The sequence below is a fragment of the Neorhizobium tunisiense genome, assembly GCF_039631515.1.
Lineage (GTDB): Bacteria > Pseudomonadota > Alphaproteobacteria > Rhizobiales > Rhizobiaceae > Neorhizobium.
Map to the genome: position 1 here is coordinate 269,584 of NZ_JBDIUU010000004.1, position 24,330 is coordinate 293,913.

Annotated in this window: 27 protein-coding genes; 13 read left to right on the forward strand and 14 right to left on the reverse strand. The window is 60.9% G+C overall.

The annotated features are described in order from the left end of the window. Window positions 1-45: 45 nt before the first annotated feature. The 3 genes from ABCW43_RS17585 to ABCW43_RS17595 form a co-directional block, all read right to left on the reverse strand. On the reverse strand, window positions 46-891 hold the full coding sequence (locus tag ABCW43_RS17585; RefSeq protein ID WP_345926724.1) for a transporter substrate-binding domain-containing protein: 846 nt from the start codon (window positions 889-891) through the stop codon (window positions 46-48). A gap of 98 nt (window positions 892-989) precedes the next feature. Next, window positions 990-1,760, reverse strand: coding sequence for an amino acid ABC transporter ATP-binding protein (locus tag ABCW43_RS17590; RefSeq protein ID WP_345926726.1), 771 nt, complete (start codon window positions 1,758-1,760; stop codon window positions 990-992). 26 nt (window positions 1,761-1,786) lie between these two features. Further along, window positions 1,787-2,935 (reverse strand): NAD(P)/FAD-dependent oxidoreductase, encoded by a 1,149-nt coding sequence (locus ABCW43_RS17595; protein ID WP_445738971.1) that lies wholly within the window; start codon window positions 2,933-2,935, stop codon window positions 1,787-1,789. Window positions 2,936-3,101: 166 nt separating this feature from the next. On the opposite strand from ABCW43_RS17595, the gene ABCW43_RS17600 reads away from it, so the two are divergent. Next, the gene (locus ABCW43_RS17600) at window positions 3,102-4,220 is read left to right on the forward strand and encodes a LacI family DNA-binding transcriptional regulator (protein WP_345926730.1); all 1,119 of its coding nucleotides are present in this window, start codon (window positions 3,102-3,104) and stop codon (window positions 4,218-4,220) included. Window positions 4,221-4,305: 85 nt separating this feature from the next. Here ABCW43_RS17600 and ABCW43_RS17605 read toward each other — a convergent pair whose 3' ends face one another. Both ABCW43_RS17605 and ABCW43_RS17610 read right to left on the reverse strand, forming a co-directional pair. After that, window positions 4,306-5,028, reverse strand: a complete 723-nt coding sequence (locus tag ABCW43_RS17605; protein ID WP_345926732.1) for an RraA family protein — start codon at window positions 5,026-5,028, stop codon at window positions 4,306-4,308. Window positions 5,029-5,100: 72 nt separating this feature from the next. Beyond that, complete coding sequence (locus ABCW43_RS17610) at window positions 5,101-5,886, reverse strand: IclR family transcriptional regulator (RefSeq protein WP_345926734.1); 786 nt, start codon at window positions 5,884-5,886, stop codon at window positions 5,101-5,103. A 211-nt stretch (window positions 5,887-6,097) separates the two neighbouring features. On the opposite strand from ABCW43_RS17610, the gene ABCW43_RS17615 reads away from it, so the two are divergent. Genes ABCW43_RS17615 through ABCW43_RS17635 form a run of 5 tightly spaced genes read left to right on the forward strand, consistent with a single transcriptional unit; the run spans window position 6,098 to window position 11,439 of the window. Next, window positions 6,098-7,618, forward strand: a complete 1,521-nt coding sequence (locus tag ABCW43_RS17615; protein WP_345926736.1) for an ABC transporter substrate-binding protein — start codon at window positions 6,098-6,100, stop codon at window positions 7,616-7,618. Window positions 7,619-7,659: 41 nt separating this feature from the next. Beyond that, window positions 7,660-8,580, forward strand: coding sequence for an ABC transporter permease (locus ABCW43_RS17620; RefSeq protein WP_345926738.1), 921 nt, complete (start codon window positions 7,660-7,662; stop codon window positions 8,578-8,580). Further along, a complete protein-coding gene (locus tag ABCW43_RS17625) occupies window positions 8,577-9,494 on the forward strand; it encodes an ABC transporter permease (RefSeq protein ID WP_345926739.1) in 918 nt (305 codons plus the stop codon). The genes ABCW43_RS17620 and ABCW43_RS17625 overlap by 4 nt, the downstream gene beginning before the upstream one ends. Then, complete coding sequence (locus ABCW43_RS17630; protein ID WP_345926741.1) at window positions 9,494-10,465, forward strand: ABC transporter ATP-binding protein; 972 nt, start codon at window positions 9,494-9,496, stop codon at window positions 10,463-10,465. The genes ABCW43_RS17625 and ABCW43_RS17630 overlap by 1 nt, the downstream gene beginning before the upstream one ends. Then, window positions 10,462-11,439, forward strand: coding sequence for an ABC transporter ATP-binding protein (locus ABCW43_RS17635; RefSeq protein WP_345926743.1), 978 nt, complete (start codon window positions 10,462-10,464; stop codon window positions 11,437-11,439). The genes ABCW43_RS17630 and ABCW43_RS17635 overlap by 4 nt, the downstream gene beginning before the upstream one ends. Window positions 11,440-11,520: 81 nt before the next feature. On the opposite strand, the gene ABCW43_RS17640 is transcribed toward ABCW43_RS17635, so the two are convergent. Both ABCW43_RS17640 and ABCW43_RS17645 read right to left on the reverse strand, forming a co-directional pair. Beyond that, window positions 11,521-12,882 carry a sigma-54-dependent transcriptional regulator gene (locus ABCW43_RS17640; RefSeq protein ID WP_345926745.1) on the reverse strand — a complete coding sequence of 454 codons (1,362 nt, stop codon included), beginning with the start codon at window positions 12,880-12,882 and terminating at the stop codon, window positions 11,521-11,523. Continuing rightward, complete coding sequence (locus tag ABCW43_RS17645; protein WP_445738960.1) at window positions 12,879-14,408, reverse strand: sensor histidine kinase; 1,530 nt, start codon at window positions 14,406-14,408, stop codon at window positions 12,879-12,881. Before ABCW43_RS17645 ends, ABCW43_RS17640 begins: the two co-directional genes overlap by 4 nt. Between ABCW43_RS17645 and ABCW43_RS28855 the strand changes: the two genes are divergently transcribed. Together ABCW43_RS28855 and ABCW43_RS17650 are read left to right on the forward strand one after the other, a co-directional pair. Further along, complete coding sequence (locus ABCW43_RS28855; protein ID WP_445738961.1) at window positions 14,394-14,750, forward strand: hypothetical protein; 357 nt, start codon at window positions 14,394-14,396, stop codon at window positions 14,748-14,750. The genes ABCW43_RS17645 and ABCW43_RS28855 overlap by 15 nt on opposite strands. A gap of 203 nt (window positions 14,751-14,953) precedes the next feature. Next, the gene (locus tag ABCW43_RS17650) at window positions 14,954-16,297 is read left to right on the forward strand and encodes a dicarboxylate/amino acid:cation symporter (RefSeq protein ID WP_445738962.1); all 1,344 of its coding nucleotides are present in this window, start codon (window positions 14,954-14,956) and stop codon (window positions 16,295-16,297) included. 123 nt (window positions 16,298-16,420) lie between these two features. Here ABCW43_RS17650 and ABCW43_RS17655 read toward each other — a convergent pair whose 3' ends face one another. From ABCW43_RS17655 to ABCW43_RS17670, 4 genes are all read right to left on the reverse strand, one after another. Next, the gene (locus ABCW43_RS17655) at window positions 16,421-16,642 is read right to left on the reverse strand and encodes a hypothetical protein (protein WP_345926749.1); all 222 of its coding nucleotides are present in this window, start codon (window positions 16,640-16,642) and stop codon (window positions 16,421-16,423) included. 227 nt (window positions 16,643-16,869) lie between these two features. Further along, complete coding sequence (locus tag ABCW43_RS17660) at window positions 16,870-17,874, reverse strand: sensor histidine kinase (RefSeq protein ID WP_345926751.1); 1,005 nt, start codon at window positions 17,872-17,874, stop codon at window positions 16,870-16,872. Further along, window positions 17,871-18,095 (reverse strand): hypothetical protein, encoded by a 225-nt coding sequence (locus tag ABCW43_RS17665; RefSeq protein WP_445738963.1) that lies wholly within the window; start codon window positions 18,093-18,095, stop codon window positions 17,871-17,873. Before ABCW43_RS17665 ends, ABCW43_RS17660 begins: the two co-directional genes overlap by 4 nt. A gap of 129 nt (window positions 18,096-18,224) precedes the next feature. Next, window positions 18,225-18,434 carry a cold-shock protein gene (locus tag ABCW43_RS17670; RefSeq protein ID WP_046632143.1) on the reverse strand — a complete coding sequence of 70 codons (210 nt, stop codon included), beginning with the start codon at window positions 18,432-18,434 and terminating at the stop codon, window positions 18,225-18,227. A 405-nt stretch (window positions 18,435-18,839) separates the two neighbouring features. Between ABCW43_RS17670 and ABCW43_RS17675 the strand changes: the two genes are divergently transcribed. The 4 genes from ABCW43_RS17675 (at window position 18,840) to ABCW43_RS17690 (ending at window position 22,054) form a co-directional block, all read left to right on the forward strand. After that, window positions 18,840-19,448: a J domain-containing protein gene (locus ABCW43_RS17675; protein ID WP_345926754.1), complete on the forward strand. Its 609-nt coding sequence runs from the start codon at window positions 18,840-18,842 to the stop codon at window positions 19,446-19,448. Between the two features lie 190 nt (window positions 19,449-19,638). After that, window positions 19,639-19,935, forward strand: coding sequence for a co-chaperone GroES (groES, locus tag ABCW43_RS17680; protein ID WP_210012046.1), 297 nt, complete (start codon window positions 19,639-19,641; stop codon window positions 19,933-19,935). 63 nt (window positions 19,936-19,998) lie between these two features. Beyond that, the gene (gene groL / locus ABCW43_RS17685; RefSeq protein WP_345926758.1) at window positions 19,999-21,633 is read left to right on the forward strand and encodes a chaperonin GroEL; all 1,635 of its coding nucleotides are present in this window, start codon (window positions 19,999-20,001) and stop codon (window positions 21,631-21,633) included. A gap of 157 nt (window positions 21,634-21,790) precedes the next feature. Next, window positions 21,791-22,054, forward strand: a complete 264-nt coding sequence (locus ABCW43_RS17690) for a hypothetical protein (protein ID WP_345926760.1) — start codon at window positions 21,791-21,793, stop codon at window positions 22,052-22,054. Between the two features lie 63 nt (window positions 22,055-22,117). On the opposite strand, the gene ABCW43_RS17695 is transcribed toward ABCW43_RS17690, so the two are convergent. After that, window positions 22,118-22,420: a YkgJ family cysteine cluster protein gene (locus tag ABCW43_RS17695; RefSeq protein ID WP_345926762.1), complete on the reverse strand. Its 303-nt coding sequence runs from the start codon at window positions 22,418-22,420 to the stop codon at window positions 22,118-22,120. Window positions 22,421-22,800: 380 nt separating this feature from the next. Here ABCW43_RS17695 and ABCW43_RS17700 point away from each other — a divergent pair, with 380 nt between their 5' ends. Continuing rightward, the gene (locus tag ABCW43_RS17700) at window positions 22,801-23,004 is read left to right on the forward strand and encodes a cold-shock protein (protein ID WP_037079265.1); all 204 of its coding nucleotides are present in this window, start codon (window positions 22,801-22,803) and stop codon (window positions 23,002-23,004) included. Between the two features lie 100 nt (window positions 23,005-23,104). On the opposite strand, the gene ABCW43_RS17705 is transcribed toward ABCW43_RS17700, so the two are convergent. Then, on the reverse strand, window positions 23,105-23,263 hold the full coding sequence (locus tag ABCW43_RS17705; RefSeq protein ID WP_345926766.1) for a hypothetical protein: 159 nt from the start codon (window positions 23,261-23,263) through the stop codon (window positions 23,105-23,107). Between the two features lie 132 nt (window positions 23,264-23,395). Further along, window positions 23,396-24,313, reverse strand: a complete 918-nt coding sequence (locus tag ABCW43_RS17710; RefSeq protein ID WP_345926768.1) for an SMP-30/gluconolactonase/LRE family protein — start codon at window positions 24,311-24,313, stop codon at window positions 23,396-23,398. Window positions 24,314-24,330 lie beyond the last annotated feature (17 nt).

Genomic DNA, 24,330 nt, shown 5'->3' on the forward strand with positions numbered 1-24,330 from the left:
TGAACATGGGGTCCTGGCGGTCGAAACCGTCAGGACCGGGTTCGCTCACTTTGCGGCCGGCGGATCCGTTTCGAAGGATTTTACCATTTCCGTCGCGACGATCGGATCCTTGACGAAGGTCGGCACCGTCTTCGAGTAAAATTTCTCGTTCTTCAGTTTCTTGAGGACGCCATTGACGAAAGCCTTGAGCTCGTCTTCCCCTTTGCGGACGCCGACGCCATTGAAGCCGAGATCGACGGGTTCTTCCAGCGTACGAAATTCCGGATAGTTGCCCGCAAGTGTCGCGATGGTGATTGCGTCGCCCACATATCCGTCGGCACGGCCCTGCTGCAGGGCCTGCAGATTGTCGGCATTGGTGTTGAGCTGGACGAATTCCAGGCTCGGGATGCGTTCCTTCAGCCACTTCAGCTGCGAACCGCCCTTCATGATGAGCACCGACTTGCCGTCGAGGTCGGCCAGCTTCTGAACCTTGCTGTCCTTCGGTACGATCACCCGGCTGCTGCCCCAATAGTAGATATCGGAATAATCGATCACCTGTTCGCGCGACGGTGTCTTGCCGAGCGTCGCAATGATCAGGTCGATCTTTCCGCCCGTGAGGGAGGGAATACGGGCGTCCGTCGCCACGCAACTCAATTCCGCCTTTTCGGCTGCCCCGAAGGCGGCAATGCCGATTTGCTTCGCCATCTCGATTTCGATGCCGGCCGGCTTGCCGTCGGTGCCGGAAGCCCCGAATGGAGGAGAATCGCATTTGACACCGATGCGGATCACGCCGGCATCCTTGATCGCCTTGGGCACGGCCTGAGCCGTGGCGGGCAGCGCTGGAAGCGCAAGGACGGCAAAAGCGCCGAAAGCTACGGCCGTGCGGCGAAGCATGCTGATGGATGTGTACATGACAGTCGTTCCCTTTGTTTCATTGTTTTGCCCACCGAACGTTTGCCCGTCCGTATGCTTTTTGCCGCAACCGGTCCGGATGCAGAAAATCAGACCCGCTAGTGCAGTATCTGGCTGAGAAACGCCTTTGTCCGGCTCTCCTTCGGATTGCTGAAAAACTCCTCCGGCGGTGCTGTCTCGATGATCCTGCCCGCGTCCATGAACACCACCCGATCCGCCACCTGCCGCGCGAAACCCATTTCATGCGTGACGCACACCATGGTCATGCCGTCGCTCGCCAGCTGCGCCATCGTTTCCAGCACCTCGCGCACGAGCTCCGGATCGAGAGCCGAGGTCGGTTCGTCAAACAGCATGATCTTCGGGCTCATGCAGAGCGATCGGGCGATCGCCGCTCGCTGCTGCTGCCCGCCGGACAACTGGCTTGGATAGAAATCCGCCTTATCGGGAATCCGCACCCGCTCCAGATAGGCTCGCGCCACGGCCTCGGCATCCTTTCTCGCAACGCCCTTAACCCAACGGGGAGCCAGTATGCAGTTTTCGAGAACGGTGAGATGCGGATAGAGATTGAAGTTCTGAAACACCATGCCGACATCCTGCCGGACACGGTCGATGACCTTCCTGTTGTCCGTCAGCTCCGTGCCGTTGACGATGATGCGGCCCTTCTGGTGCTTTTCCAGGTAGTTGATGCAACGGATCATGGTGGACTTGCCTGAACCCGAGGGACCGCAAACAACAACCTTCTCTCCACGCCGAACGGTGAGGTTGACGTCGTGCAGCACTTGGAGGACGGAAAACCATTTGTCGACACCGGACAATTCGACGGCAATTTCCGGATCGGTCATCTCCGATTTTTTTCCCTTCGCCGTCATCTGCAATCTCCTCCCTGCAGCTCAGCTTACGACGCCAACGCTCGGCTTTTCTGCGCGAACCGGGCCGGCCGGAAATTCGCAAGCAGGGGGCTCGCCTCCCCGGTCACGATCTCGCGGGCGATGAGCTCACCGGCAATCAGGCCCAGTGTCGCGCCGCTGTGGCTGAAGGCGACGAAATAGCCCGGGATGGCCTCGAGCGGACCGATCACCGGTTCCCCGTCACCCGGTACGGGCTTCGGGCCGCAGTGATAGCTTTCCAGTTCGAGGGCCGGGTTGCCTTCGAGCACGTTCGAGGCTTCCGAAAGAAGACGCCGAAGCGTCTCCTCCTTCACCTCGTAGGCCCCATCGGAGCGGCTGTTGAGTTCTTCCTCCGACCACGCGGAATCGCAGACGACCGCACCATCCGGCGTCGGACGCAGCGCCACGTTCGGTGTATTGAGGACCGCGCGCACCGCGGACCTGAAAGGCTTCGATTTGACAAGAAGGGCGATCGGCGTTCCATCGGCAATGGCATGGCCAACCTGTTGTGCCATCTCCGGCACGGCTGCACCGGTGGCAATGAGAACCGCGTCCGCTTCTATATGGTTGCCATTTGCAGTCGAGACCCCGGCTGCACGCCCGGCTTTCATATTGACGACGGCCTTGCCGGCATGGGTTACCACCTGACCGCCGAGTGCCTTGAATTCCCGCACGAGGATGTCGATCAGGGAAGGCAGATCCACCCAGCCCTCACCCGGATTGAAAATCGCGCCCTGGCGCGAAATCGCAGCCACATTGATACCGGGCGTGACCTTCGCCACTTCTGAGGCGCCAAGGAGCTGGCAGTCATAACCGATCGACTGCTCGTGAGCGTAGGCTTCCGCAATCCGGTTCGACGCGTCATCCGCGTCCCACGTCAAACCGCCCTCGAAGCGCAGCCAGGCGGCGCCTTCATTGCGGCTTGCCAGTGTCCGATAACGATCGATGCCGACGACCCGTAGACGGTGATATTCGGCGGAACGGAAACGTGCCGAATTGAGCCATGCCAGCGACCGGCCCGACGCCCCGCTGGCGAACACCGCTTCCGTGACCAAGGTGACCTGCGCGCCCAGCCGAGCCAGATGAACCGCCGAGGAAACACCGAAGATACCGCCGCCGATGACGGCAATCCGCTGGCTGGAAGATGAGGTCGTCAACTGCATGTTCCTTCGTCCTTGATTGCCGTAGGGCTCGTCGGTTCGAGGCGAAAAAACCTCGCATTCTCCATGTGAGACCGGTATCAAGCCTATTTGAGACCGGTCTCACATGTCAATGGTGTGATTTTCTTGACGCCGTTTTTTTCTCAGCCTATGTCACGGACCTATGATGAAGAGAACGACGTCAAAGCGGCTTGTCACCATCTCGGACGTTGCGCAGAGCGCAGGTGTATCCAAGGCGACCGCCGCACGCGTTCTGGGTAGCTACGGTACCGCAAGCCCCGTCGTGAAGGAGAAGGTCCACGAGGCCGCGAAGAGGCTTGGCTATCAGGCCAACGAGCTTGCACGCAGCATGACGACCGGAAAATCGAAGACGATTGGGGTTGTCGTTGGCGACATCGAAAACCCGTATTTCGGCCAGGCCGTGCGCGGTATCAGCGATGCGGCGCGGGCTGCCGGGTTTGATGTCATTCTGTCCAATTCCGGCGAGGATGCCGCCAAGGAAAAGGCCGCCGTCCGCGTCCTGATGGGCAAGCGCGTGGATGGACTGATCGTTACGCCGGCCTCGGTATATGAGACGCAGCACCTGCATGAGGTCCAGCGATCCGGTCGACCTCTCGTCCTTCTGGACCGGACCATCCCGGATCTCGCGGTCGACGCCGTCGTTACGGACGACCGGCAGGCGGCCGAGGCCGCCACGCGAGCCCTGATCGAAGCCGGCCATCGCCGTATTGCCTACATCTCCGCCACGGAGTCGGACGACCCGATCTACCGGGGACCGCACCAGATCAATCTGAGCACGGTGATGGAGAGAATAAAAGGCGTCGTCGCGGCAAGCCTGTCTGCCGGTATCGAGCATCCGGAGCGCTATATCCGGCTGGGTGCCAACCGACGCGGCGAGGGTGACAAGATCATTTCCGAGCTGCTTCAGGGCCCCGACAGGCCGACTGCCATACTCGCGTCGGACAATGTGGTGGCGCTTGAAGTGTTCAAGACCCTTCGCAGACTGGGCATGTCCATCCCTCAAGACCTGTCGCTTGTCGCTTTCCACGATGCCGACTGGACGAGTGTGACCAGCCCGCCGATTACGGTGATCGCCCAGCCGGTCTACGACCTCGGCTTCGAAAGCGCGCAAATCCTTGTCCGACGCATTACCGGGGTGGGCGATGCGCCACGCTGCCGGGTGCTTGCGACCACACTCATCAAGCGGCAATCGATTGGGGCTCCGCCTGAAATCCAGGAGAACCGCGCCGTTTTTCAGAACAACGCCGCTAAAATCGGTTGATGCACGTCTAAATTGGCTTTGATTTCAACCACATCGTCGTCGCTCCAGCGAGCTACGCCGAACTCACTGAACGTTGTCACCGGCGTCAAACGGCCTCAATGCGGGCCCTGCGCCAAGCCTCGAACCGCTCAAGCGTTTCCTTGTTTGGCGGATAGACGCCAAGTGTCGATTTGCCTGACTCGATCTCCAGCTTCAGGAACTCTTCCTGCTCCTCCATTTCAATGGCCTCGTCAGCGATCTCGTCCACATATTCCCGGGGGATGACGATGACAGCCTCGCTGTCGCCGAAGATGATGTCGTAGGGATAAACCGCGACACCGCCGCAGGCGATCGGCTGGTTCATGTCGGAGGCATGGTGGGCAACCAGATTGGCCGGCGCCGCCGGCCCCATGCAATAGGTGGGAAGCCCGAGCTGGGCGATATCGGCCGTATCGCGAACGCCGCCATCCAGCACAAGGCCAGCGCATCCGCGGTAGACGAGGCGCCGGGCCAGCATCGCGCCAATCCCGGCAATCTCCGCCAGCGAGCGGCAATCGAACACGAGGACGTGCCCCTCGGGTATCGTGTCGATCGCCTTGCGTTGCTGATTGGACGGATCGGAACTGTAGGTCGAGCCGTCGATATCCTCCCGGGCAGGAATGTAGCGAACGGTGACAGCCGGGCCGATCATCGGCCTGTCGGCGCCGGCGAGCGGTCGCACGCCACGCACGGCGGTGTTCCTGAGCCCACGCTTCAGCAGCAAGCTACTCAGGCTCGCCGAATTTGTCCGCAAAAGCTTTGCGTGAACCGATGAGTCCAAAGCCGTCATGATAACCTCCGTCTGTCTGGCTGCGAGATCTAGCATAACGGCGCGATAGTTCAATAGAGAATTTATAGCTTCTTATTTGGACATTGGATGAACGCCGTTGATGACCTTCATCACCATGGCAGCGGCGTCGACGACCTCGCGCTTGATTGATCGAGCACGCTCCGGCGTCGCCTCGCCGATGAACGGCACGCTGACGGTGGCGACCAGGCGACTTGCGGAATCGAATATGGGGGCAGCAAAAGCTCGCAAGCCAAGGTTCGATTCCTGGTTGTCCTCCGCACTTCCGCTGCGGCGAATTTCCGCGAGCGCCTCCTTCAACGTCTCGGGATCGGTGATCGTATACGGCGTCCGGGCCTCCAGGCCGCCGGCGCAATAGGCCTCGATCTCGTGGTAGTCGGAAAACGCCAGGGCAAGCTTGCCGGCCGCACCGACATGCTTGCGTGAACGGCCGCCGACCTTGATGAACAGAGCGTAGTCGCCGGGGCTGGGGGCCGCAAATATCGTCATCATTTCATGGCCTTCGGGTGCCGCCAGCCTGAAGGATTCGTAGATCCTGTCGGCCGCGGCCGCCAAAACCGGCCTCGCCGCCTCGATCAGCGTCACCCTATCCGCACCGGGCGAAATCCGCCGCGCAAGCTGCACGAATTTCGGCCCCAGTTCGTAGGAAGCCCCGCCATTTACCCGAGCCACAAGTCCATGTGCGGTCAGTGAATTGAGGATGCGATATACGGTCGAACGAGGCACCCCGAGCTGCTCGACCAATGCGCCGAGTGAAATGCCGGTCTTCGCGTCAGCAACCGCCTCAAGCAGATGCGCCGTCTTTTCCACCACCGGGGAGCCATGCTTCGGTTCATTCATGAACTTCAGATTCCATATGCGGATTACCTATCTTGACTTCTTGAGATTGAACGAGCATGTTGGCATCGCAAGTGTCATATTTGACACTACGCACTTGCAGGAGGAAGTAAAGCCATTTGAGCGCGAGGCGTTCCCGCGGACCCGGATGACTTTGAGGAGAAGATCACCGAGGCGCCGTATGCGGCTCGTTTGGATTTGGAGGAGGGCTTTCATGAAGAAGATCACGGCTATCCCTGCGTTGAGCATGGGGCTTTTAATGTCGTTGGCGGCAAGCGTCGCAATTCCCGCTCGCGCGGCCCCGGACAGGCTGACGGTCGTCGTGACGGACGAGCCGAAATCACTCGATCCCTGCGATACGGACCTCTCGGGCAATTCACGCATTCTGCACAACAACATCACCGAAGCGCTCGTCAATCTCAGCCCCAAGGATGGTTCGGTCGTCCCGAGCCTCGCCACCAGCTGGCGGCAGGTCGACAGCCTGACCTGGGAGTTCAAGCTGCGCGAAGGCGTGACCTTCCACGACGGCAAGGCGTTCGATGCCAATGCGGTAATCGCGGCTCTGAAGCGGGGCCAGGATCCGGCGCTGGCCTGCGAAGTGGGGCTCGCCACGCTGAAAGGCCTCAAACTCAATGCAGAAGCCGTGAACCCGACGACCCTCCTCATAAAGACGGACGTCGTCGAGCCGATCCTGCCGAACAAGATGTCCGCGCTGGACATCGGTTCGCCGGCAACCCCTGGCGACACCAAGACGCGCACGCCGGCCGGAACGGGACCTTACAAGCTGGTCGCATGGACGCCCGGCCAGTCCGTCGGTCTGGTGGCCTATGAAGGCTATTGGGGCGACAAGCCGGCAATTCGCAACGCGACGATCATCTGGCGCGCCGAGTCCGCGGTGCGCGCCGCGATGGTCGACACCGGCGAAGCGCAGATCGCCTATGAAATCGCACCCCAGGACGGCACGACCGGACAGGATCATGCTTTCCCGAATGCCGAGACGTCGCTGTTGAGGATCGACGCGCAGATCGCGCCCCTCAACGACAAGCGCGTTCGCGAAGCACTCAATCTTGCGATCGACAGGGACGGTCTCATCGGAACGATCTTCCACAAGGACGCTCAAAAGGCGATGCAGGTCGTGCCACCTTCGGTCTTCGGCTTCAATCCCGACATCCCGGTCTGGACCTACGATCCGGAAAAGGCGAAGTCCCTGCTTGCATCCGCCAAGGCGGATGGCGTGCCGGTCGGCAAGGAGATCGTCATCTACGGCCGCATCGGCATCTATCCGAACTCGTCCGAAAGCCTGGAGGCCATTCAGGCCATGCTGGCGGATGCCGGTTTCAACGCCCGGCTTGAAATGCTCGAGACAAGCCCGTGGCTGAAGCGGCTGCTGAAGCCTTGGAGCAAGGACCGCCAGCCTTCCATCCTGCAGACGCAGATCGACAACGCCGAGGGCGATGCCGTGTTCACGCTGCCGAACCGCTTCACCACCGATGGCAACCAGTCGACGATTACGGACGCCGGTCTCGACAAGCTGATCGCCGATGGCTCGAAGGCAACCGGAGACGAGCGCAAGAGGCTGTTCCAGCAGGCGTTCAAGTACATCGCCGTCGATACGGTCAACATCGCGCCGCTCTTTCACATGGTCACGATCGCCCGTGTCGCCAAGGACGTGAACTATACGCCTGATGTGCAGGCCGGCAACGAGATCAAGCTGAAGTCGATCAGCTACCGTTGATCTGCCCGGACGACGGCTTGTATGTCGCTTGAGGAGAGCGGATGTCCTTCACCTATTTCCTGAAACGTGCGGCCTTCGCGGCGCTGGCGCTGGCGGCCCTGATGACATCCGCCTTCTTCCTCGTGCGGTTGACGGGTGATCCCGTCAATCTCTACCTGCCAATCGACGCTTCGGATGCGGCGCGCGAAACCATGCGCCTCCGTCTTGGGCTCGATCGCTCGCTCCTGGCCCAGTTCTTCGATTGGGCCTGGGATATTCTCAGCCTCGATTTCGGAATGTCTCTCTGGCACAATCGCCCGGCCATGGACGTGGTGCTGGAGGCGCTGCCGAACACGCTGGCACTCGGCGCCATCGCCTTGGCTCTGGCCTTCACCGCCGCGATCGTCATGGGATCCATTGCTGCCGTGAATGCCGGCGGCTGGATCGACCGGGGTGTCAATGTCCTGTCGCAGGCAGCCGCAAGCGTGCCGGATTTCTGGCTCGGCCTGATGGGCGTGCTTCTGTTTGCGGTCACCTTCCGCATTTTGCCGACCTCAGGCTTCGGCGGCCCGATTTATTGGGTGCTGCCCGTCGCCTGCCTGTTTGCCCGACCTTTCGGAACGCTGGTGCAGATCGTCCGCGGCTCGATGATTGAAGCCCTGAATGCGACATTTGTCCGGACGGCGCGGGCCAAGGGCGCGCGTGACGGACGGGTCACCTTCGTGCATGCGCTGCGCAACGCTCTCCTTCCGGCGGTCACGGTGAGCGGCGACCTGGCCGCCCAGTTCGCCGGCGGTGGCGGCGTCGTCGAGGTGGTCTTCGGGTTTCCCGGCATCGGCAAACTGCTGATCGACGGCATTCTGAAACGCGACTTCGCGATCGTCCAGGCATCGATCTTTGCCGTCGCGGTCGTGATCTTCGTCATCAATATCCTGGTCGACATGCTCTATGCCTCGATCGACCCGCGTGTGAGGGTCGAATGACCGACACGTCTGCCGAACTCCTCCCGACCCGCGAGCGCCGCAGCCGCCGCATTCTCTGGCTCCTGCGTGCGCTCGCGGGTGACCCGATGGCCGTCGCCGCGGCGATCTGGCTTTTGATCGTCGTGCTCGCCATCCTCACCGATTCCCTGTCGCTGCTGGGCGACAACCGCATTTCGCTGAAGGCGCGCAACCTGCCGCCGTTCGACTTCGGCCAGTCCTGGACCTTGTGGCTGGGTGCCGACGCACTCGGACGGCCGCTCCTCGTCCGCCTCATCCAAGCGACTTCGACGACGATCGGCATCGCCGTAGTGACCGTGCTGACAAGCCTGATCGGCGGAACGCTGCTTGGCGTGATCGCCGGGTATTTCGGCGGCGTCGTCGGAAACGTCATCATGCGGATCTGCGATATCATCCTCGGTTTCCCGACCCTGCTGGTGGCACTCTTCGGCCTCTATCTGTTCGGTCCGAGTGTCGGCAACCTTGTGATCGTGCTCGCCATCACCCGCATGCCGGCCTATATCCGCGTCGCAAGGGCAGAAACGCTGGAGGTCCGCGAACGACTTTTTGTCGATGCGGCGCGCGTCTTCGGCGGGGGGCCGACCTGGATCCTGCGCACCCACATCCTCCCGAGCGTCGCACCCACCATGCTGACACTCGCCTCGGTCAACCTCGCCATGGTCATGCTGTTTGAATCCGGCCTGAGCTATCTCGGCCTCGGTATTCAGCCACCTTCGGTAAGCTGGGGGCTGATGGTCGCCCAGGGCCAAGGCTATCTGTCGTCCGCCTGGTGGCTTGGCTTTTTCCCCGGTCTCGCCGTCATGCTCACCACCATGTCCTTCAACCTGCTCGCCAACTGGTTCCGGATCGTCAACGATCCGTCGCAGCACTGGCGTCTCGTGAAACGGAGGCGCTGATGGCTCTTCTCGAAGTCAAGGATCTGCAAGTCAGTTTTGATACGGCGTCCGGCCCTATATTCGCACTCAATGGCGTCTCCTTCTCGCTGGAACGCGGTGAAGTCCTGGCACTTCTTGGAGAAAGCGGCTCCGGCAAGTCTGTAACTGCATCTGCCATCATGGACCTCGTCCCCAATCCTCCGGGCGCGATCGACCGGGGTTCGATCCGCTTCGATGGGACGGAACTTCTGAAGCTTTCGCGCACCGAGCGGCGAGATCTGTGCGGCAGCCGGATCGCCCTCATCTTCCAGGACGCGCTTGCCGCGCTCAATCCCGTCTATCCGGTGGGCTGGCAGATCGCGGAGATGTACCGCATCCACGGCCGCAACCCCGCAGGCGGCGTAGAAAAGGCCGTGATCGACCTCCTGACGGCAATCGGCATTCCCGATCCTGAACGTCGGGCGCGGCAATATCCGCACGAATTTTCCGGTGGCATGCGCCAGCGTATCATGATCGCCATGGCCGTAGCGCTCGAGCCGGATGTCATCATCGCCGACGAGCCGACGACGGCGCTCGACGTCACGATCCAGGCGCAGGTGGTCGATCTTCTGGCGACAATCCGTAAACGCAGCGATGCCGGAATGATCTTCATCACCCACGATCTGGGTGTGGTAGCCGAACTCGCCGACCGCGTGGCCGTCATGTATGCCGGCCGCATCGTCGAGACCGCAAATGTCTTCGAACTCTTCGAGGATGCACGGCATCCCTACAGCGTCGGCCTGCTCGGCTCGCAGCCGCGCCTGGATACCGATGAGGACGAACTGGTGCCGATCCCCGGTTCGGCGCCCAATCCCCTCGCCCTTCCTTCAGGCTGCGCGTTCAGGACGCGCTGTCCGCGCGCCGAAGGGCTCTGCGCCGAGGTCGTCCCTCCCCTTGAAACTGTGGGGCCGGGCCGCCAGGCCGCCTGCCATTTCCCTGTATCGCCAGCATGAACCAGCCCCTTCTCAAAGTCGAACACCTTTCCCGGCACTTCGGCAGCGGCGCGACGCCCGTGCGCGCAGTCGATGACGTCAGCTTCGAGATCGCCCGCGGAGAGACGCTCGGCCTTGTCGGCGAAAGCGGCTGCGGCAAGACTTCCCTGGTGAGGACCCTCCTGAAGCTCGGGCCGGCGACCAGCGGCAGCGCCGTTCTCGATGGCGTGGAAATCACCAAAGCGAGTGGAAGGGAGTTGCATGAATTGCGCCGCAAGATGCAGGTCGTCTTCCAGGACCCCTACCAGTCGCTCAATCCGCGCCTGCGGGTCGATCGGCTGATCTCCGAACCGTGGGCGCTGCATCCGGGTGCCGTGCCGAAGGCCCGCTGGCGGGAAGAGACCGTCAAGCTGCTTGAATCCGTTGGTCTGCGTGCGGAACATGCGGACCGCTATCCTTCGGAATTTTCAGGCGGCCAGCGGCAACGGCTTGGAATCGCGCGTGCCCTGACACTCAATCCGACCCTCCTCGTCTGCGACGAGCCGGTCTCCGCCCTCGACGTCTCGGTCCAGGCACAGGTCGTCAATCTGCTCGCCAGGCTGAGGCGCGAGCGCAATCTGGCGATGCTTTTCGTCGCGCACGACCTTGCCGTCGTGCGGCACGTTTCGGATCGAGTGATGGTCATGTATCTCGGCAAGATCATCGAGACCGGGCCGAAGCAATCGATCTTCAGCGCGCCGGCACATCCCTATACGCAGGCCCTGATGTCGGCCGTTCCAACGCCGGACCCAAGGCTTCGCGGACATCGCAAGCGCATCGTCCTGGAAGGCGATCTTCCAAGCCCTGCCAATCCGCCAAGCGGCTGCCGATTCCGGACGCGCTGCTGGAAGGCCACTTCGATCTGCGCTGAACAGGAGCCCGGCCTGACGGCAAGAACGGCGGCCCCGGGGTTGCTGACCGCCTGCCACCATGCAAATGCCGAAACCGGACGTTGACGATGGCGGCCGATGTTTTCTGGGGCTTTCCGCCTCGGTATCACATGCGGGCCGAAAAAGTCTGCTTGGCGCCTTCAGATCCTATCTGGCTGGCTTGGCACTCTGTTCGAAGGAGGCGCGCTCTAACCCGTGCCGTTGGAGCTTGTCGTAAAAGGTCTTTCGCGGAATTCCAAGCGCCTCGATCGTCTGGCGGACGTCACCTCCCTTGCTGGCCAGTGTCTCCCGGAGGATTTCCGCTTCATGCTGGTTGAGGCGCTGGGGTAGTGTAAGGGTAGCAGCCTCTGGCGACACGATCGCCCTGTCGTCCTCGCCTGCAAGTCCGAGGACGAAACGCTCTGCAAAATGGGACAGTTCGCGAACATTGCCCGGCCAATGATGGGTTTCGAGGTGATGGCGGATAGAAGATGACAGAACGGGCGTCTGACGGTTGAACCTCCTGGCGGCCCGTTCGCAAAAGAACCCGAAGAGGAGGGGGATGTCGTCGCGCCGTTCGCGCAGCGGCGGAATCGAGATGGTGACGACGTTGAGCCGATAATAAAGGTCTTCGCGAAACCCGCCGCGTTGTGAGGGATCGCCAAGATCGACCTTGGCGGCCGCCACGACCCTGAGATCGATCGGCCGTGTCTCGTTGGTGCCGAGAGGTGCCACCTCACGCGCTTCCAGGACGCGCAGCATATGGATCTGCGTGGCGGGCGGCATGCTTTCGATCTCGTCGAGGAAGAGGGTGCCGCCACTCGAATATTCGATCCTACCGACGCGCTTTTTCTGCGCGCCGGTAAAAGCGCCGGGCTCGTGGCCGAACAGTTCGCTTTCGATGATGGTTTCGGGAAGCGCACCGCAATTGAGCGCGACAAAACTGCCTTTCGATCGCCGGCTCCATCGGTGGATCAGATTGGCAACCACCTCCTTGCCGCTGCCGGTCTCTCCGGTCACAAGAACATCGACGTCGGTATCGGCAATCTGGCGCAACGTTCTGCGCAGCCGCTCCATGGCCGCTGTCTGGCCGATGAGCGGCAGGTCGTCGCGTGCCTGCTCGGCCACATCGCGGAGCGTTCTATTCTCCAGTATCAGCCGCCGTTTTTCTGCGGCGCGGCGGATGGCCTGCACCAGACGGTCTGCGGCGAAAGGTTTGGTGATGAAGTCGTAGGCCCCATCCTGCATCGCCTTGACGGCCATCGGTATGTCGCCATGGCCGGTCATCAGGATGACGGGAAGGTCCGGGTCGAGCTTACGGACACGGCCGAAGAGCTGCAGCCCGTCGATCTCGGGCATGCGGATGTCGGAAACGATGACGCCAGCGAAACCATCGTCGATCCGGGCCAGCGCGTCGGAAGCCCTGGAAAATCGGGAAACCGTAAAGCCCGCAAGCTCGATCGTCTGGGCGGTGGCCTTGAGAAGGTCGGCATCGTCGTCGACCAGAACGACCGGTGTTGGATTGCTCATGATACCGCCTTGCGCAGATAAACAATAAAAGTCGTGCCGGTTTCGCCGCTTTCGACCTCGATGCGACCGCCATAGTCCGCGACGATATCCTTCGAGATGACCAGACCGAGGCCGAGGCCCTTTTCCTTGGATGTGTTGAAGGGCGAAAAGAGTGAACTTCTAACCGTTGGATCAATGCCGGGACCATTGTCGGAGACCTTGATCACGATCTCATCCGGCAGCGTCTCCACGGAGACGTTCACACTTGCCTCGGTTCGGCCCTCCAGCGCTTCCAAGGCATTCTGGAAAAGATTGATCAGCACCTGCTCGAGGCGGACGCGATTGCCGATGACGGCAAGGTCGGGTGGCGGCAGATCGATCGCGAGTATGTCCAGCCGGCCAGCGAAGCGGCTCCTTAAAAGAACGACCGCGCCTTCGATGGCACCCCGCAGATCGACGGCTTCAGGCGGCGTTCGTCCCTTGCGTCCGAAGGCCTTGAGTTCCTCGGTGATCATGCCGATCCGCTCGGTCAGGGCGGCGATCTCGCCGAGATTCTCCTCCGCCGATTCCTTCCGGTTCCGTTGCAGGAAGACACGTGCGTTGTCGGCATAGGCGCGGATTGTCGCGACCGGCTGGTTGATTTCGTGGGCAACCCCGGCAGCAACCTGACCGAGGATCGCAAGGCGGTTTGCCTGCACGAGTTCCTGCTGCACCACCTGCAGTTTCGACTCGGTGCTGCGGTGGTCGGCAATCTCTTCCTGCAGGAGGTCCCTTGCGCGGCTCAGATCCACTGTCCGTTCCGTGACACGGCGCTCCAGTTCCTCGCGCAGGGCTTTTTCCCCGGCGATACGATTGGCGATCACCTGCCGCCGCCTCAAAAGGAATGCGATCAGCGCCAGGATCGGAACGAGCACCGCAAGTGCGAGCAGCCGCGCTTCGCGTACCGCCGCTGCGGCGGACGGCTCGGTCGGCACGAGATATTCGAGGCGCCAGGAAGTCGATGGGACCGGCGTCAGAATGCGAACATACTCACCTTCGCTCGTTCCCGGCAGAATCGCTGAAACGATCGATGCGCCACCGGAGAGCGGCTCCTGCCGCACGATCGGAAGAGGCATCAAGGGTGCATCACCGAATTGAAGGCTATTGCGGATGGCGCCAAGTCGCTCCGCTGGCAGCGGCGCAGTTGTCATGAAGCGCCACGACGGAATGCTGGTGATCAAGACGACACCATCGGCGTCGGTGACATAGACGGGACGGTTGGCCTCGCGCCAATCGCTTTCGAGCTGGTCGAATTCCATCTTCACCACAACGACGCCGAGCGCGCCGGCCTCGCTTTCGGCGCGCCGGGAAATGTACAGTCCAGGACGCTTGCTGACGCTGCCCAAGGCGAAGTGCTCTGCCGTCCTGTTCTCCATCGCCCGTTGGAAATATTCCCGGAAGGAATAGTCGTTGCCGACGAAGCTCAAGGGTTCGCGCCAATTGCTGGATGCGACCGCAATGCCATCCCTGCCCGTGACGTAGAGAACGGAGGCATGGGTGCCGGCCACCAGCCCTTCCAGCTTTCGGTCCAGGGCAGCGATGGCCTCTGTGTTTCGGAACGCCAACGCCCCGACCACCTGTTGATCCTCAGCCAGGAGCAGGGGAAGCGCTCGCGGCCTTTCCAGCACCGCGCGCAACAACGCAACCTTGAGATTGGCATCGGCGCGGCCCTGGTCGAGGAGCGCTTTCACTGCGGAACTGCGGCCGTAAAGACCGGCGGCAAAAAGAGCGGAGCTCAGGAGCGCGGCAGCGGCAAGGGCAAAGACAGGCCATGGTGTCCACGCGAAGGCGGGATCCTTGACAGGTTTCTTTCGAAGGCGTTGCTCAAGCATCGTCGGATGTGTGCATAAATCCGCACAAAAAGCAAAGGCCGATGGCGGAAATCCGCACGGCAGATTTCAGGAACCACAGCCGCCACTCAGGCCGGCCACGAAGAATCAATGAGTTAGGCGTCAACCGTCCCTCTGGCACGCATGTTGCTCCGGCAAAGCCAGCAGCACACCTGCAGCAACAGTAACACCACCGCCCCGGGAGGCCAATTGGTTGGGGCGCCATGGAGGACATGATGAACGCAACGATTTCCGATGTGCCAACGCACGACAAGCTTCCTTTCTACCGCCACCTTTATTTTCAGGTTGTCGTGGCAATCGCCGCCGGCATCCTGCTCGGTCATTTCTACCCGGATGTAGGCGCGTCGCTGAAGCCACTCGGCGATGCCTTCATCAAGCTGGTGAAGATGATTATTGCGCCGGTGATCTTCCTGACGGTCGCAACCGGTATCGCCGGCATGGCCGACCTGCAGAAGGTCGGGCGCGTCGCAGGCAAGGCGATGATCTACTTCCTAACTTTTTCGACGCTTGCGCTCGCCGTCGGTCTGCTCGTCTCGAATATCGTCCAGCCGGGCGCCGGCATGCACATAGATCCGGCCACGCTCGACGCCAAGGCGGTGGCGACCTATACGGCGAAAGCCCATGACGCCACGATCACCGGCTTCCTGATGAATATCATCCCGGACACGATCGTCGGCGCCTTTGCACAGGGTGACATCCTTCAGGTGCTGTTCTTCTCGGTTCTGTTCGGCATCGCGCTCGGCATGGTCGGAGAACGCGGCCGACCGGTTCTCGATTTCCTGCAGGCATTGACCGCGCCGATCTTCCGTCTCGTGACCATCCTGATGAAGGCTGCCCCGATCGGCGCCTTCGGCGCCATGGCTTTTACGATTGGCAAATACGGTATCGGTTCGATTGCCAACCTGGCCATGCTGATCGGCACGTTCTATCTCACCTCGCTCCTTTTCGTTCTGGTCGTCCTCGGCGCCGTCGCCCGATACAACGGCTTTTCGATCATTTCCCTGATCCGCTATATCAAGGAAGAACTGCTGCTTGTGCTCGGCACCTCCTCGTCGGAAGCGGCATTGCCCGGACTGATGGCAAAGATGGAACGCGCCGGCTGCAAGCGCTCGGTCGTCGGTCTTGTTATTCCGACTGGTTATTCCTTCAATCTCGACGGGACCAACATCTATATGACGCTTGCCGCACTCTTCATCGCCCAGGCGACCGACACGCCGATCACACTCGGCGACCAGGTCCTGCTGCTGCTGGTCGCGATGCTGAGCTCGAAGGGAGCTGCAGGCATTACCGGAGCCGGCTTCATTACCCTGGCGGCGACGCTTTCGGTGGTTCCATCCGTGCCGGTCGCCGGCATGGCGCTGATCCTCGGCATCGATCGCTTCATGTCGGAATGCCGGGCGCTCACGAACCTGGTCGGCAATGCGGTCGCGACCATCGTTGTCGCGCGCTGGGAAAACGAACTGGACCAGACACAGTTTGCAGTCGCCATGGCAGGCGGCGACGCCGAAAACGCGGTATTGATACCGTCGGGCCAGCCTGCCGAATAATCGCCTGTTTCTATCGCAATCGGAAAGGGCGCCGCCGCGGCGGCCTTTCCCAATTTCCCGGCCGCCATCTCGATAGGGCCTGGCGCGAAGAGCACGTGCCTTCCGCCCCGATTCAACGCTGCCCTATTCTTCCGGCGCTCCTTCGAGCAGACCGTCATACACTTCGATGAGTGCATTGGTGATCGCCTGTCCCAGCGCATTGCCGGCGACGCGCACCTCGTCTTCCGTGCCGCTCCGCGAAGCTTTGGCCAGGTCGAAACCCTGTTCGCTGACGATCTGCTTGGCCACATCGATGGCCCAGAGCCCGAAGTCGCCGCGATTGTCTATCTTGATCGAGTCATCCATCGTGATCTGCCTATTGATGGATCCGGCTTCTATATCGCCTCGGCAATGATGGCCAGCCTCTATGAGCAGAATATCCGATCGGCCCGAAAGAAGCGGACGGAGGATTTCAGGCTGATTGAATACTCTCGACAGCCCGCCAATTCGCCGGAATTCCAGCTCGTCAATAAAAGGGGTCAAATTTTAGAAGGCACCGACGCTGCTGTGCAGGTGTGTCGGCTCATGGAAGGCTAGCGCGACAGTCGATCGCCATCCATGCGCAGGGTCACGAGCAATCCTTCCTCGGACCAGACGTGCTCGAGAGCGCCACCCAGATGACCAGCCAGCGTGCGGCGGAGAAGCTTGCTTCCATATCCACCAGGCCCCTCAGGGGTACTGACTTCAGGCCCTCCTCTTTCCGTCCAGCGAATTTCGACGTCGTCCCCAACCATCGTCCCCGATACATCGAGCGCGCCTTCCGGCACCGATAGTGCGCCATACTTCAAGGCGTTGGTTGCCAATTCGTGGACGACGAGCGCCAGGCCCGTCGCAGCCGCCTGGCCGACGCCGAGACGAGGGACGGCGACCCTGATCCGTCCGGCAAAAGCTCCGTCGTCATCATAGGGGGCGAGCAAAACGGTAAAGATGTCTCCGAGAAGCGCGGCATCGCCTTGGCCACTCGGTAGCGGACGAACAAGATCGTGGGCGCGACCGAGTGCGGTCAGCCGGTTGGTCAGTTGCTTCGTCATGTCTTCGATCGACGCAGACGATCGTGAGGTAATCAGGGTCAGACCCGACGCGATAGCAAGCAGGTTCTTGACGCGGTGGCTCATTTCGCCAGCAAGGAGTTCATGGCTTTCCTCGGCCTGCTTGCGCCCTGTGACGTCCAGAAAGATCCCCGTCATTACCCGGTTCTTGATGCCCGCATCACTGCCTTGCCCCCGTGCCGATACCCATCGCACCTCCGAGCCGACCAGTATCCGGAAGTCGATCTCGTAAGGGCCGATCACGGCGCGTGTCGCGACAAAGGCCGCCCTCACCCTGTCCCTGTCGGCCGGGTGTATTTTCTCGGACAGGTGCTCGAACGTCAGGGCGACATCGTGCGCGACGTTCCAGAGAGTAAAACCGTGACCGTCCATAACAAAACGGTCAGTGTCCACGTTCCAGGACCATAAGGCCACGCCCGCCGCTTGGATTGCGCCGCGCAGTTGCTCCAGTCCCCATTCGGGGCTGTGGGGGGTCACGGTGTTGTTCACACTTGCCTCTGCTTCGCGCGCTTCGCGAGCACCATGCTGAGAGCTGTATTCCGGTCGCGCTCCTCCCTGGCAAGGCGGGCTTCCCGAAGACGCAGGGTCTTCGCCTCCCGCACCTGCGCGACATAATCAAGCTCTTCGACCGCGTGGTCGCGAGCGAAAAACTGCGATTGAACCTGGTCAAAGGCCATCTCGGCCTGCTGCCGGGTCTTGCTGTGCGTCATGATTATTTCCTGTTTGCAAATATGCAGGGTCGAAAACCAGAAAAGGCCGGACATGATGCCCGGCCCTTTAAAAAATCAGCTTCCAGCGGTGCCAGTACATCCGTGGTCAAAGCGGAAGCCGCTTTTTGGTCAAGCAGCCTGCAGGTTGCAAGCCGACATCTTGCCGGACTTTGCGTCCCGTTCGAGTTCGTAGCCGATCTTCTGGCCCTCGACGATTTCCCGCATTCCGGCGCGTTCGACGGCAGAAATGTGCACGAACGCATCAGCGCCGCCATTGTCAGGCTGGATGAAGCCGAAGCCCTTGGTGGAATTGAACCATTTAACTGTGCCTGTGGTCATGATGATGAACCCTTTCAAAGCAAGATTGCGTGACCCCAGAGCCAAGGCCCTGCGGATGGTGATAGCGATTGATTTTGAAAGGGAAGTTCGTCAGGCGCGGTGCCAATCGCGCGGAAACCAAAGTTCAGCAAGCAAAAGATCGATAAACCATAAATAGAGGCTATCCGCAGATAAGTCAACTTTTAGTTTTGACATCCTGTCTGAACAGCCCTCAACGGGGATTTGCGGCCCAGTGGGACAACCTCAACATGGCTCTGGCGGCTAGCGCATCCTGCCGAAAAAGGCTCTCAAAGGGGGAGCTGAGCCCGCTCGGGTGGGCGCGGACTGTCGGGACAGCGAACTGGTGTTGCGGTTGGCCTGTCCATACTCCTTGCCTGCCGGTGCAGGACCGCCATATAAGGCGCGATGACGTCTGATTCAAAGATATTTGTCGGCCTCCGGTCGACCCGCAAAAAACCGGCTCCGCACCACGAACCGAACCATCCGAAATGCCAGTGGGACGGTTGCGAAAAGGGTGGCGCTCATCGCGCTCCTGTCGGGCGGGATGCCGAAGGGCTTTACCTGCTGTTCTGCACGGAGCATGTAAAGGAGTACAGCAAAGGTTATAACTTTGCGCCAAACCTCTCCGACCCTTTAATCGCGCGCTATCAGAGGGAAGCAGCAAGCGGTAGCCGCCCGACCTGGGGCACCGGCATCAACAAGGCCTCGGAGATGCCGCTCCCCTCCATGGCCCGCTCCGGTTCTGCAAAGGCGACGAACGCACGTAAAAGCGCTGCACAACGCCAGGCGGCAAAAGCGGATCTCCGGCAACGTAAGCTCAAGGTGCTAGAAGCCAAGGCCTTCGAGACGCTCGGCCTTTCGCCGGATGCAACGCCGGAGGAGATCAGAAGCCGCTACAAGCAGAGGCTCAAGATGCATCACCCGGACGCGAACCATGGCGAGCGCAACTCGGAGGATCAGCTTCGGGCGTCCATCGAGGCCCATAAGATCCTCAAGCTCAACGGCTTCTGCTAAACGTGCGGCAAGTGATCCGCTGGCGGTCTCGATGTCAGCGGTCCGGACCTCCGGCAAAGAGAGGTGGCGTCGCCGCGGATGCCGGATCACTACCAGAGCACGAATGGCGCTAGCACTCTCGGCGCAAGAGTGCTAAGAATATCCGACCGGGAACCCGCCATCGGGCTGCGCTCTCGCTAAGGAACCTAAAATGAACAATACCATTTTCCGGCCGTTGCACGACCGTGTCGTCGTGCGCCGTATCGAGGCTGAAGCCAAGACCAAGGGCGGGATCATCATTCCCGATACCGCCAAGGAAAAACCGCAGGAAGGCGAAATCGTCGCCGTCGGCACGGGCGCACGCGACGAGAACGGCAAGATCGTTCCCCTCGACGTCAAGGCAGGCGATCGCATCCTGTTCGGCAAGTGGTCCGGCACCGAGATCAAGTTCAACGGCGAAGACCTGTTGATCATGAAGGAAGCAGACGTCATGGGCGTCATCGCCTGATCGTCGACCGCTTCCTTATTTCCTTTTGACGAGACCATGGGGCCAACGGCCCGGGAGTTTTCCATGTCTGCCAAACAGATCAAATTCGGCCGTGATGCACGCGAGAAGCTGCTGCGCGGCGTCGATATTCTTGCCGACGCCGTGAAGGTCACGCTCGGTCCGAAGGGCCGCAACGTCGTCATCGACAAGTCCTACGGCGCGCCGCGCATCACCAAGGACGGCGTTGCCGTCGCCAAGGAAATCGAACTCGACGACAAGTTCGAGAACATGGGCGCCCAGATGGTCCGCGAAGTCGCGTCGAAGACCAACGACGTTGCCGGCGACGGCACCACGACAGCGACCGTTCTTGCCCAGGCCATCGTTCGCGAAGGCGGCAAGGCCGTAGCAGCCGGCATGAACCCGATGGACCTGAAGCGCGGTATCGACCTTGCGGTCACCGCGGTCGTGAAGGACCTGCTTGCCAAAGCCAAGAAGATCAACACATCCGAAGAGATTGCCCAGGTCGGCACCATCTCGGCCAATGGCGAGAAGGAAATAGGCCAATATATCGCCGACGCGATGCAGAAGGTCGGCAATGAGGGCGTGATCACGGTCGAAGAAGCCAAGACCGCCGAAACCGAGCTCGAAGTCGTCGAAGGCATGCAGTTCGACCGCGGTTACCTCAGCCCCTATTTCGTCACCAATGCCGAAAAGATGGTGGCCGAGCTTGAAGATGCCTACGTGCTGCTGCACGAAAAGAAGCTCTCCAACCTACAGGCCATGCTTCCTATCCTGGAAGCAGTCGTGCAGTCCGGCAAGCCGCTGCTGATCATTTCCGAGGACGTCGAAGGCGAAGCTCTTGCGACGCTCGTCGTTAACAAGCTGCGTGGCGGCCTCAAGATCGCGGCCGTCAAGGCTCCGGGCTTCGGTGACCGCCGCAAGGCCATGCTGGAGGATCTGGCGATCCTGACGGGCGGCACTGTCATCTCCGAAGACCTCGGCATCAAGCTCGAAAATGTCACGCTCGACATGCTCGGCCGCGCCAAGAAGGTCTCGATCACCAAGGAGAACACCACCGTCGTTGACGGCGCCGGCACCAAGTCCGACATCGAAGGCCGCGTTGGTCAGATCAAGGCTCAGATCGAAGAAACCACTTCGGACTACGACCGCGAAAAGCTGCAGGAACGTCTTGCCAAACTCGCTGGCGGCGTTGCCGTGATCCGCGTCGGCGGTTCGACGGAGATTGAAGTCAAGGAGAAGAAGGACCGCATCGACGACGCCCTCAACGCAACACGTGCAGCGGTCGAAGAAGGCATCGTGCCTGGCGGCGGCACAGCTCTGCTTCGCGCCTCTATCCTTCTCGATATCAAGGGCGAGAACGACGATCAGAATGCCGGGATCAGCATCATCCGCAAGGCTCTGCAGTCGCTGGTTCGCCAGATCGCTGAAAATGCAGGCGACGAAGGCTCGATCGTGGTCGGCAAGATCCTGGAAAGCGACACCGACAACTTCGGCTATAACGCCCAGACGTCTGAATATGGCGACATGATTGCCATGGGCATCGTCGATCCGGTCAAAGTGGTTCGCACGGCTCTGCAGAACGCAGCTTCGGTTGCCGGCCTGCTGGTGACGACGGAAGCCATGATTGCCGATCTGCCGAAGAAGGATGCCGCCGGCGGCGGCATGCCTGACATGGGCGGCATGGGCGGCATGATGTAAACGGGTTCCAGTCGGGAATTCGGAATAAGCCGTTCGCGGTGGGAGGGCTCCGTTCGATCGGGGCCCTTCGGTCGAATATGCAACGGCAGCGTTTCGTGGCAACGAATTTGGCTGGGCCGCAGCCGTTGCCAACCGTTCAGCGTACAATGAGGGCCAAATGATTGTATTGAACAGGCCGCGCAGTTCCGAACCTTATCCGGACAGGGATATCGGTTGTCAGGAGGCCCTGGAGCAGGTCTTTCTTCAGCTTGCGAAGGGACTGACGCCGGACGATATCGTGGCGACGGCGGGTGGCAATCTACCGCCCGTGTTGGCCGGCCTTGCAAAACGCGCCGAAAGCGTCGGCTGGACGCAGGAAGAAGCGGAAGTCGCCATCAGCGAACTGGCTCAGAACCTGCTGGATGACATGTCGCAGATGTAAGCTTTCTTTTCGGGGATCCGCGGCCGGTCCGGATGCCCGGGCGGGCAGAAATGTCAGTGGGCATTATGCAGAACTCAACCCGAAAGCGTCACGCGCCATCAAGCAGGCAGCGTCTCCCGGAACGCATTCGCGGCAAACGTCAGGCCTGATATCGTAGACCAGGCAGGATGTGCTGATACCGACCTGCCCAGACAATGCAGAACAGCGGGATCCTTCACAACGCATTCCTCCTTCGTCCGCAGCAACGAAACGTGCCGGCAGCAGATCGAGGGCAGCTTCGCTTTCCATGGAGAATCTTGGCCAATCGGAGGAGAAGGAGCAACACGCACCGCATGCCTGGCAATCAAGATCGTTCGATAAGGTCATGGCCATCTCTTATCACGACACCTCCAGAAACTCCACAAAGCCGCGCGGACTTCCATCGTCCCGGCATCAACGACCGTGGGGGCACTTTCCCATTCGGGCAGCCCGGTCGAAACACTGACGCCCTACCGGCCCGCGATGGAGGCCGCCGGCGCCACGACGATCGCCCGTCCTGCGCTTCCAACTGCGATCGCTCGGTTGCGACACTCGCTCGCACGTTCGAAGTGCTCGCGGCAAGAGGGGTATGACGGTGGCAGCGATCCGAAAGCACCCCCAACAACGTCCGTTTACGTAACAACGAAGTGCCGCATGCCTTGAAAGCGAGAAGAATGAGCTATAGGCTCCCGGTCGCGGCAACGGCCGTGCAAACATCAGGAGCCTTCATGCCTACCGGTACTGTCAAATTTTTCAACGAAGACAAAGGGTTTGGCTTCATCACGCCCGAGAATGGTGGAGCGGATGTGTTTGTGCATGTCTCTGCACTGGAACGAGGCGGATCTTTGAGAGAGGGACAAAAGGTAAGCTATGAGCTAGGCCAGGACCGCAAAACTGGAAAATCAAAAGCCGAAAACGTCAGCGCCCTTTAATCGGCAATGCGCGTTTAGACAACAAAACGGGGCAAGCCCAAAAAGCGAAGCCAGTGAGACGCCGGCGCATCAATTAGCAGCCGCCGGCCTCTCCGATCTCCTAATAGATGCCAAAGTACGATGCCACGCCTGAGACACCGGCGATGGTGGTAACGCGAGCTATGCTCGCTCCCTGGACATAAATCTCGCGGTCGCTCCAGGTCCCGGAGCCGTCGAGAGCTTCGCCAACCGCGACATCGAGATACAGCCCTATACGCATCCCCACTCGCTGCGTGCAGCCGGCGACGTCGTACGAGCCTCAACCACATGGACCATGGCTTCCGTCGCTGCGACAGCTATTCGCGATGATCTGTCAGCGAAAAATCCCATACTGCGTTCCTGAGCGGCGCAATCAGCCCAATGCCACGCCGTTGGTCGCCACGAATACGCAATAGAGCGATTTGGTGGCGGTGATGAACAGCCTATTCCTGCGCGGCCCCCCGAAGGTGAGGTTCGCGACCGTCTGCGGCACGAGGATCTTGCCGAGCAGCACCCCGTCGGGCGAGAAGCAATGCACGCCGTCGCCGGCGCTCGTCCAGACATTTCCTTTTACATCGACACGGAAACCATCCGGCAGGCCGTTGTCCAGACTGCAGAAAACCCGGTCATTGGTGAGGCGCTTGCCGTCGACGACATCGAACACCCGGATGTGCCGCGGCGCCTTGATGTCGTGGCTGGAGGCGGAGTCGGCGACGTAGAGTTTTGTTTCATCCGGTGAGAAGGCAAGGCCGTTCGGCTGTCCGAAATCGGTGACGGCCGCCTCAAGGTCGCCGCTCACCGGATCGAGGCGGTAGACGTTACGTGTATCCTGTTCGGGCTCGGCCTTGTAACCCTCGTAGTCGGACTTGATGCCGTAGATCGGATCGGTGAACCAGACGCTACCGTCCGAGCGCACCACGACGTCGTTCGGCGAATTGAGGCGCTTGCCCTGGTAGCGATCCGCCAGAATGGTGATCGACCCGTCGATCTCGGTCCGCGTCACGCGTCTGCCGCCGTGCTCGCAGGAAACCAGCCGGCCCTGACGGTCGCGCGTATTGCCGTTGACGAAATTCGACTGTGAGCGGAACACCGAAACACCGCCTTCCGGTGCCCAGCGCATCATCCGCTGGTTTGGGATGTCGCTCCAGATCAGGCAATTCAGGTCTGCAAACCAGACCGGCCCCTCCGCCCAGCGGCAATCGGAATAAAGCTCCTCGAGCGCTGCGCTGGCGACGATCAGCTGCCGGAAGGCTTCGTCGTGAATCTCGTAGATGGAGGTTTTCTGCGGCATGGGGTTGTGTCCGATCG